The organism is Hyphomicrobium sp., assembly GCF_020852195.1.
GTDB lineage: Bacteria > Pseudomonadota > Alphaproteobacteria > Rhizobiales > Hyphomicrobiaceae > Hyphomicrobium_C.
The window spans coordinates 1-8640 of the sequence record NZ_JADZBI010000227.1 but is presented as its reverse complement, the minus strand read 5'-3'; the positions used below and the strand labels follow the sequence as shown (position 1 = coordinate 8640).

The following is an 8640-nucleotide window of genomic DNA, read 5'->3' as shown; positions in this document are numbered from 1 at the left end:
AGCAGCGCCTTTGCATCGCCCGCGCAGTGGCCGTGAGCCCTGAGGTCATTCTGATGGACGAGCCGTGCTCGGCGCTTGACCCCATCGCGACGGCGAAAGTCGAGGAACTGATCGACGAGCTGAAGAAGAACTTCTGCATCATCATCGTCACCCACTCGATGCAGCAGGCCGCGCGCGTATCGCAGCGGACCGCGTTCTTCCACTTGGGTATCCTCGTCGAGGAAGGCGCCACCAACGACATCTTCACCAATCCGAAGGACCAGCGGACGCAGGACTACATCACCGGCCGCTTTGGTTGATGCAGGTACAGATCGATGACCACGACCGAGCGCAAGACATTGTTCGGCGGCTTCATGCCGTGGCTCGGCGGTCGTCCGACCACGAAGCCTGCTGCATTGGACGTTGCCGTGGCTGAAAGGCCCAAAGGAGAATCTGAGGCTATGAACGAGCACATTGTGAAGTCCTATGAGGAAGAGCTTGCCCTCCTCGACAGGAAGATCGCCCAGATGGGCGGTCTCGCCGAGCACATCCTCGGCCAGTCGTTCGATGCACTCGAGCGCCGCGATCCGCAGCTCGCCGAGCAGGTCGTCAAGGCCGACAAGCAGATCGATCAGCTCGAGCGCGACATCGAGGAGCAGGTGATCTCCATGATCGCCCGCCGCCAGCCGCTCGCGGACGACCTCCGTCACGTGATGGCGGCGCTGCGCATTACGGGCGACCTCGAGCGCATCGGCGACCTCGCAAAGAACATCGCCAAGCGCGCGCTCGCCATCGCACATGAATCGCACCCCAAGCCCCTGATGACGGGCCTGCGCCACATGGGTGAACTGGCCCTCGCGCAGCTCAAGGACGTGCTCGACGCTTACGCTGCGCGCAACGCGGATCGCGCGCTCGCCGTGTGGCGCGAGGACGAGAACATCGACTCCATGTACAATTCCCTGTTCCGCGAGCTCCTGACCTACATGATGGAGGACCCGCGCAACATCGGTCTTTCGACCCATCTCCTGTTCGGCGCCAAGAATATCGAGCGCGTCGGCGACCACACGACCAACATCGCCGAGACGATCCACTTCCTCGTCAAAGGCTTCAACATCTCCGACGATCGCCCCAAGGGCGACGATACCAGCTCGACCCTGTTTTCGCGGGGTTGATGCCGACTCCTTGACATGAGCAATACACGATGAGTGCGAAGATACTGCTGATCGAGGACGAAGCTCCGCTCGCCGAGATGCTGCGCTACAACCTCGAGGCCGAAGGCTTCCGCGTTTCCCATGCTGAGAACGGCGAGGAAGCGGAGATCCTCGTTGCCGAGGAGAAACCGGACCTTGTGGTCCTGGACTGGATGCTGCCCGGCGTATCCGGCATCGAGATCTGTCGCCGCATGCGGGCGCGGATAGAGACCAAGTCCATCCCGATCGTCATGCTGACGGCGCGTGGCGAGGAGGGTGACCGCATCCGCGGTCTCTCGACGGGGGCCGACGACTACGTGGTGAAGCCGTTCTCGCTGCCCGAGCTGATGGCGCGCGTGAAGGCCATCCTGCGCCGCGCCGCGCCCGACCGCATGGCTGACGTTCTCCGCTTCGCCGACATCGAGCTCGACCGTCCTGCGCACAAGGTAACGCGCGGCCTGCGCGAAATCCACCTCGGCCCCACCGAGTTCCGCCTCTTGGAGTTCCTGATGGAAAGCCCGGGCCGCGTCTTGTCGCGCGCCCAGCTCCTCGACGGCGTCTGGGGCCGCGATGCCTACGTCGACGAGCGCACGGTCGACGTCCACGTCGGGCGCCTCCGCAAGGCCATTGTCCGCGGCAAGGAGCGCGACCCGATCCGCACTGTCCGCGGCTCGGGTTACGTCTTCGGTGAGCGCTACAACAACGCCAGCGGCGCGATACCTGAAGGTTAGTCGTGAGCACGCAGTCCGTCAGGCCGCCGCCGGCCAGCGCACGCTCCAAGCGACCGGCGGCTAAACAACCCCCTACGACGGACGCGATTCCATCCACATCCGCTATCATGCCAACCGCAATCGTCAGCATTGGCGGTATTGAGGTCGATCCAACGAGCAGGATAGTGCACAGCTCCGGTAGGCTCGTTCGCCTGGGAGAGGTCGAGTTCAAATTGCTGGCACTCTTGGTTTCTGCGCCGGGAGCAGTCTTCTCGCGTGAGCGCCTCGTCGAGGAGTTTTGGCCGGATCGCATCTTCCTTGATGTACGCACCGTCGACCAAAAGATTAGAAGGCTCCGTAGCGCCCTTATCCGCGGGGTTGCTCCTGATCCCATACGGAGCGTCCGAGGCAAGGGATACAAGTTCAGCGAGACCTACGCGACCGATTATGCCACATGGCTCGACAAGGGTCGAAAGCGGCTTCACCTGGAGGAGATCGCGCGGCGGCGGAAGCGCGTGAAGGATAGGCCGGAGCAGTCTTGATGTTCCCGAAGGACATGCAAAAAATTCTAGCATGAGCATCCCGCGCTGGCCGGGGGTGCACGGGGGGCAGCAAGCCCCCCTGCCGAGGCGGGCGGAAGACCGCCGAGTGAGATGGCGCTGTTTACAGCGCACATCTTGCGCGCACCACGATAACGGGTGAATTGGGGTTCAAAGGGCAGTTCGAGAGAAGCGATTTTAGAGTCGCATTATGGGGGGCGGGAAGAACCACGGTTGATCGGGTTCCAGCTCGCCCAACTCTATGGCGCAGTACCTGAGTCTCAGCGCCTCGCGTTTCCTCAGGGAGGCGTGACCGCTCGCTCTGAGCTTCTCGATGAATTCGATGTCGGCTTCATCGTTCAGATCGAACCGATTGAGCCAGCAGATTTCGATGAGCGCCTTGAAGCTGAAGCCGGACGCGGATGTATACCGGACGGATTCATCCCGCAGCTCGACCAGCTTTTCCGCCTGCCGGGTGGATAGCTCCTCGCCCCGAGCTTTCATGCCGTCGAGGAAGTCGGCTTCCCCGTCCGTCCAGTCGATATCGGGCAACGTCAACAGGAACGTTGCCAATGTCCTCGCCCGATCCGGCGCTTTGGCTAAGGAATTGATTTCGCGGTAGTTTGCCATTCCAAGGCACCTGCACGACGTGTTGACATCCTGTGCATCACGCTCGAACAGATCCATCGTTATCGGATTCGCCATTCTGCGGCGAGCCCTTTGGCGGTGGAGGTTGGTAGCTCCTATCTGGCCGCCCGCTAGACAGTCGTTCTGTGAACATTCACGGTCTATCTGCTGATCGCGTCTGGAGTGGGGTCGCCATCGCCCTCACAGATTCACGACTGCCGCATGTCCATGAAGCGACGGGCTAGCAAAGCCCACTTGAACGTCATCTGGCCCACGCACTAAGGTTGTAACCTAGCTATTATTTTGCTTTGATCATTTTCGCGGGGGCGACGCCATGAACGAAAAGCGTCTCGCTATCATTGCCATCTTTGCTAGTTTGATGGCCTTCGCAGGCCTTATATGGGCCTATTTTGAAATCAAGGACTTGCGAGACCTTCAGCAAAAGCTCGACAGTAAAATTCAGGAATCGAGTCTCACTGTCTGCAACTTCTCGACTGCAGAGGCTTCCTACGCGCAAGCCATCCGAAAATCCGAACGTCGTCTACAGGTTCAACAATATTATTATCTTGGCTCAGGCGATTGCCGCTCCACGAAATACTTTCACCACACTGGCTATGGCGAGCCTTACGTGTATGGCAGAGTCAAAGTCACCGATACATGGGCATGGGCTAACTCCAAGATCAACGAATTTCACGGATCTGCGCTGAAAGACGCGTACAGGCTTGAAGCAAATATTGGCGACAGCATCGAATATTCAGGCACTCAAGACGCCCTTCTTTGCATAAGTGCCAACGGTGCTACCGAGATCCGAGAACCTGTTAGCGATGAAACCTGTCCCGAAGGGGCAACACTTCACGGCTTCGCCCTAGCCGGGCGCTCCAGATCGAACCCTCAGGAATGGGTTCATATATTCGAGCAACCCAACTGGGCTCTTTCTCAAGGCACACCAGAGGATCCATTCTTTGGGCTTAGTCTTTCCGCGTCCCGTGCTCGAACTATGCTCGGGGCTATTGAACGGCAGCGCACGCTGGAAGCGGTTCTCAACGCCAAGAAGGATATCGCCTATCTGGGTGCCAAGCTGACCGATACCAACTCGCCTCTGAGTCCGGGCGTTGAGATTGAAAGCGCAATGGCCGAGAATATCTTCGGCTGGGCTCAGGCCATGCGCGCAGGCGATATCATTACCGCCATCAACGGCAAGCCGGTATTCGGGCACGCCGATATTTTTCACGAGTTACAGGAACACGCGAGCGACATTGACCGCGGAATCGATGCGCCCATAGTCCTTACGATCTATCGCGTCGAATGCCCTGACAGCTGTCCTATCAACGCCTCGTATTTCTTTAACACCCACAATGTACCGCAAGCTGGTGACGGGGAAGCAATCTGGTGGGGTGCCTCCAATGGATGGCTCTTCGGTCAAGCACCCCTTGCTTCCTGCACCGGCGAGGAAATTCTAAAAGGAGCCGGCAACATTTTTGCAGGTAGCCTCGAAGCTCTCGAAAGCTGGCTCAAGGAGCGCCCTTTCAACAAGGACAAGCTTGAGACGTTTACCTACCGCACCAAAGAAGAATACAAACAGTGCATCTGGACGCGTCAGCAACGGGCTGCCATCTCCCGCCAGACCCAGAAGGACTATTATGGCAATGCCGAACTGCTAGGCGTGATCGGGCCCGGCGGCATTCGTATGCTACTTGGTAAAGGCGCGACCCGAGCCGCTACTCGGGCTGTTGGCAAGGGTGCTCTTGCCCGCGGCCTCGCTGGTGCAGCGCTTGAAGCGGTTGAAACAGCTCTCTGGTCCCTCAGCAGTTCAGCACCCGGAACCGCGCTGCTCGATCGCATCAAAGCCGCTGGGAAAGCTATGCCTCTAGCAACTGGGCTTGGTTTCGCTACCGGAACCCTGCTGGAATCTTCGGCCCCCAAGAGCCTCCTTCGACGCCGCTGATCTACCGGGAGTTCATATGACAAGCCTAATAGAGCGCTGTGCAATCGTGGCGCTCGCTACCGTTCTGGTCGCGCCGCTTCCTACGGTTGCACAATCACCCGTGCAAAAATCCTTCAAGCGCGCCATCGATCCACCGCCGCCTAAGGCGGCCTCTCCCGCTCAACCTTCCGCCAAAGCCTTTAGCAACGCCGCCAAAAAAGTCGATGATACGGCCAAGAAAACTCAACAGGAGATTCGCAAGCAGCTTGACTGGAACAAGACCGCTCCGGGGTTGCCGCCTAAAGCGACGGTGCCGAAGAACGCGACACCTCGGCAGCGAGAAAAAATTCTGGGCGCCGAGGCCAAAGCGGTTCGAGATGCTGTTGCCGATAGAGGTAGCAAGAGTAGGGCTCGCGAAACATTCAATAGGTTTTCAATTAGAAAGAAGCAGGCAGCAGGAAATGCCTTTGCAAAAGCAAGCACTATTTCTCGCTACAGAAAATTGCAAAGCGATAAGAAAAATGCTATGAAAGCCCTATTGATTAGAGAAAAGCTTATCACGAGGCCCAGATCCTCGCCAAACTTTAAGGTGCCGATCCATCGGCCGCAACAACCCGTTATTCCTATTGATTGGGAGGTTGGGCAGGCTAAAGGTGCGGGGCTTATTTATCGCGCGCCGGGCATAAAAGGCGATGCGGCAGCGATTAGAGTAATGCGCCCCACGCGGGAGTACAGAAATGGATATTGGGTAAGGCACAACAGCACCGGTCAGGCGGTGGACCCAGATAATCGCACTGGTGCAATGCATACCACTCACATGCCGTTGCCCTATGGATATTGGAAGAAGGAGATGAGAAAATATTTAGGAACCATAAAGGAGGATTATGTATCCGCTGCTAAAAACTGAGAACCTCGATCATTGGATAGGGCTGACTATAACGAAAGTGCTTGTTGACGCTGACAGTCTGCTAGTTAGAACTGATAATGACGACGAGTATTTCCACGCATATACTGCCGGGATTATCGATAATGGAGCGCCGGCCCTTAATGGATCATTGAGGGGCCAGGAGATGATTCAGTCAAAAATTGGGCGAACCATAACAGGCTACGACATCGAAGAGGACGCCAGTCTGACTTTCAAGCTGGACGACGGGAGCTGGATAATATTGTACGTTGTGGATGACGGCTACGAGTGCTTCACTCTATGCGGGGGTGCCGAGCACGGGCTGATTGTCTGAGGTCAGTTCAGCCGCGTCAACCCCGCCCATTTGAACCCGCGCGTTAGCGTGGCGTGTGAAACGTCTAGCCGTTCGGCTACTTTGCCAATCGGGATGCCAAACTGCGTGACGTGGCGGTGGCCTTCTAGGATTTCGTTGATGTCGAGGAGTCGCGGCCTGCCGACTCTAGCGCCGCGCTGCTTGGCGGCTTCTAGGCCTAGCACAGTGTTCTCGCGGATGATGTCGCGCTGGAATTCCGCGAAGGCGGCGAAGAGGTGGTAGACGAGCTTGCCGCCGGGCGTGGTGGTGTTGATGCCCTCGGCCAGAGAGCAGAAGTGGATGCCTTCGTTCCCGAAGCGCACCAGCAGGTCGGACAAGTGCTGCACGGAGCGGCCTAGCCTATCCAGCTTCAAGACGACCAGCGCATCGCCACGCTGCAAAGTTTTGAGCGCGCGGTCGAGGCCGGGGCGGCTGGCTTTGCCGCCGGAGACGCCGTGATCCTTGAAGATGCGCTCGCACTCGGCGGCTTTCAGTGCATCGAGCTGCATGCGGAGCTTCTGGTCTTGGGTGGAAACCCGCGCGTAGCCTATCCTGCGGCCTTTCACTTCGATGCTGGGGAGAAAGAGTGCCGTCATGACGTCACCTCGCCAAAATCGATCCCTTTTGCCGAGGTGCTGCGGGCGCTAGTGCTAGCGCCCCAGATTGGCGGAAGTCCGCCCGTTACGAAGTGTAGTGCTATCATTCTCGTGCTAGTTGTTCCTCCTCTGCAATACCGATCGTTTATGTTGAGCAGGAAAGCACTAGCAATAGCAAGCCTGTGTACCATCGTATGCGCGCAGGCGCACAGCGCCGACGACAAGTTCAAGAGCGCAGAATTTCTTACTTGGTCACCGGAAAGCCAGCGTTCCTATATTACTACGGCGGCCACAGCAGCATCGGTCATCGTGGCCGCCAATGTTCGGGATCAAGCAAAATGCATTGATGATTGGGGTATCAAATATCGCGAAGGCTTCTACCAACCTGTCATCGAGGCCATGAAGAAGCTGCCGGACTATCACCCCATGGCCGTGACCATCGCAGTACTCGAAAAAGCCTGCGGTGATTTCAAGTATCGCTAAATCTTGGGCTTCGCCATGGTCGCACCCGATACAACCTCGACATCTGCACGAGCGTGAATATCAGGCTCTTGCATAGCGCCGTAGCCGGGGCCTGCTTCAAATCGTTCTTGCTTCTCCCTCGCCCGCTCCTCCAGATCGTCGGCATGCGCCTTGTCTTCTGACAGCGTTTCCTCGTGGGTCGGGTTTTCCTGATCCATGGCGCGGTTGTGCATGTCACCGACTTCGACACTCCAGCCGCGCAGTTCGGCAAGGTCTTGTTCGATCTGCGCCTTCCGTTCAGTCAGCCCTTCATACCGCCTGAAGGCCTTGATGGGCTGGCCTTCCAGTTCGGCGACATCTTCGGGGCTGATCGGCTTACCGGTTTCATCCCGGTAAGTGCCATCGGGAGCGATCATGACGTAGCGGCCATCCTTGAGCCGTGCGGTTGAGGCCAGATAGTCGTCGATCTGCTGGCGCACCGTCTTATGCGCTTTCTCCCCGGCCTCGATGGCGCGGTCGATGGCGCTGCCTGCATTGGTGAAAGAGAGCATCGCCCGTTCGTGGGCTTCGCGGTAAGCGCGGTCATTCGCCAGAAGCCATGTGAGCGTTCTGGTCTGGTGTTCGCGATCCTTACGATCACTATCGTGATCGTCGCGCGCAAGGCTACGCCTTCCGCGCGGATCGAATTCCTGTTCGCGCTTTTCCTTGGCGTCTTTGACGTTGGATTCGTGCTTGAGCTTGATCAGCGGTATCAGCGCTTCATCAACCGGGCCGTTGAACTCCACGGCGGCGATCCACGCTTCACCGATATCCGGCGCATTTTCGGTATTTGTCTTCACTTACCCACACACCCTCGTTTAATGATTATTGTACCGTAAGCGGACTATCGAAGTCAAAAATCGCCTGTTTCGCCAGCGCTATTTCTGCGCCAATCGTTGGCGCGGCGCTTTCTTTCGGGGGCGCTGATACCCGTAGCGCTCCAGCCGCGATACGATAGCGTCCGGCAGATCGTCAGGATGATGCAGGCCGATGCCTGTCAGGTCGAGGATGCTGTCATCCCAGAGATTCTTGGCGCGGGCAGCCGGATCGCCCGCTGCCTCCAGAACGATACTGGTCGAGAAGATGCGCGCGTGCGCAGCGTTGAACGTGATGCCGTTATAGCGGCCTTTCAGTCTCACGATGCGGTGCTTGTTTCCGGCCTGCGTGTGCCGGAAATCGAAATCCAGATAGGTCGTCTGGATGAAGTTGGTGTTGGTGTCGCGGGTGAGGACAAAGACGTCCTGACCGGTGTTGAGGACAAATCCCTCCAGAATCTGCCAGCGGCTGCCGTCCTCCTTGGTGTTGTACTCCATCCTTT

11 protein-coding genes and 1 pseudogene are annotated in these 8640 nt (G+C 58.0%); 8 read left to right on the top strand and 4 right to left on the bottom strand.

The annotated features are described in order from the left end of the window. The 4 genes and pseudogenes from IT540_RS18700 to IT540_RS18685 form a co-directional block, all read left to right on the top strand. Positions 1–299, top strand: a pseudogene (locus tag IT540_RS18700) (phosphate ABC transporter ATP-binding protein); the annotation flags it as partial. Between the two features lie 141 nt (positions 300–440). Next, the gene (gene phoU / locus IT540_RS18695) at positions 441–1151 is read left to right on the top strand and encodes a phosphate signaling complex protein PhoU (protein WP_291181263.1); all 711 of its coding nucleotides are present in this window, start codon (positions 441–443) and stop codon (positions 1149–1151) included. A 29-nt stretch (positions 1152–1180) separates the two neighbouring features. Next, positions 1181–1900, top strand: coding sequence for a phosphate regulon transcriptional regulator PhoB (gene phoB / locus IT540_RS18690; RefSeq protein ID WP_291181262.1), 720 nt, complete (start codon positions 1181–1183; stop codon positions 1898–1900). Between the two features lie 107 nt (positions 1901–2007). Then, positions 2008–2421 carry a winged helix-turn-helix domain-containing protein gene (locus tag IT540_RS18685; RefSeq protein ID WP_291181260.1) on the top strand — a complete coding sequence of 138 codons (414 nt, stop codon included), beginning with the start codon at positions 2008–2010 and terminating at the stop codon, positions 2419–2421. 195 nt (positions 2422–2616) lie between these two features. Here the strand turns inward: IT540_RS18685 and IT540_RS18680 are convergent, their stop codons facing one another. Next, a complete protein-coding gene (locus IT540_RS18680; protein ID WP_291181258.1) occupies positions 2617–3105 on the bottom strand; it encodes a hypothetical protein in 489 nt (162 codons plus the stop codon). Positions 3106–3379: 274 nt separating this feature from the next. On the opposite strand from IT540_RS18680, the gene IT540_RS18675 reads away from it, so the two are divergent. The 3 genes from IT540_RS18675 to IT540_RS18665 are packed head-to-tail and all read left to right on the top strand — an operon-like array spanning position 3380 to position 6207. Next, complete coding sequence (locus tag IT540_RS18675; RefSeq protein WP_291181256.1) at positions 3380–4990, top strand: hypothetical protein; 1611 nt, start codon at positions 3380–3382, stop codon at positions 4988–4990. A 46-nt stretch (positions 4991–5036) separates the two neighbouring features. After that, a complete protein-coding gene (locus IT540_RS18670) occupies positions 5037–5876 on the top strand; it encodes a hypothetical protein (protein ID WP_291181254.1) in 840 nt (279 codons plus the stop codon). After that, the gene (locus IT540_RS18665; RefSeq protein ID WP_291181252.1) at positions 5854–6207 is read left to right on the top strand and encodes a hypothetical protein; all 354 of its coding nucleotides are present in this window, start codon (positions 5854–5856) and stop codon (positions 6205–6207) included. Before IT540_RS18670 ends, IT540_RS18665 begins: the two co-directional genes overlap by 23 nt. A gap of 2 nt (positions 6208–6209) precedes the next feature. Here IT540_RS18665 and IT540_RS18660 read toward each other — a convergent pair whose 3' ends face one another. After that, a complete protein-coding gene (locus tag IT540_RS18660; RefSeq protein WP_291181250.1) occupies positions 6210–6821 on the bottom strand; it encodes a recombinase family protein in 612 nt (203 codons plus the stop codon). Positions 6822–6968: 147 nt separating this feature from the next. Between IT540_RS18660 and IT540_RS18655 the strand changes: the two genes are divergently transcribed. Further along, positions 6969–7304: a hypothetical protein gene (locus IT540_RS18655; protein WP_291181248.1), complete on the top strand. Its 336-nt coding sequence runs from the start codon at positions 6969–6971 to the stop codon at positions 7302–7304. Here the strand turns inward: IT540_RS18655 and IT540_RS18650 are convergent. Beyond that, complete coding sequence (locus IT540_RS18650) at positions 7301–8122, bottom strand: hypothetical protein (protein WP_291181246.1); 822 nt, start codon at positions 8120–8122, stop codon at positions 7301–7303. The genes IT540_RS18655 and IT540_RS18650 overlap by 4 nt on opposite strands. 78 nt (positions 8123–8200) lie before the next feature. Further along, positions 8201–8640 (bottom strand): hypothetical protein (locus IT540_RS18645; protein ID WP_291181244.1); only part of this gene is annotated, 440 nt, incomplete at its 5' end.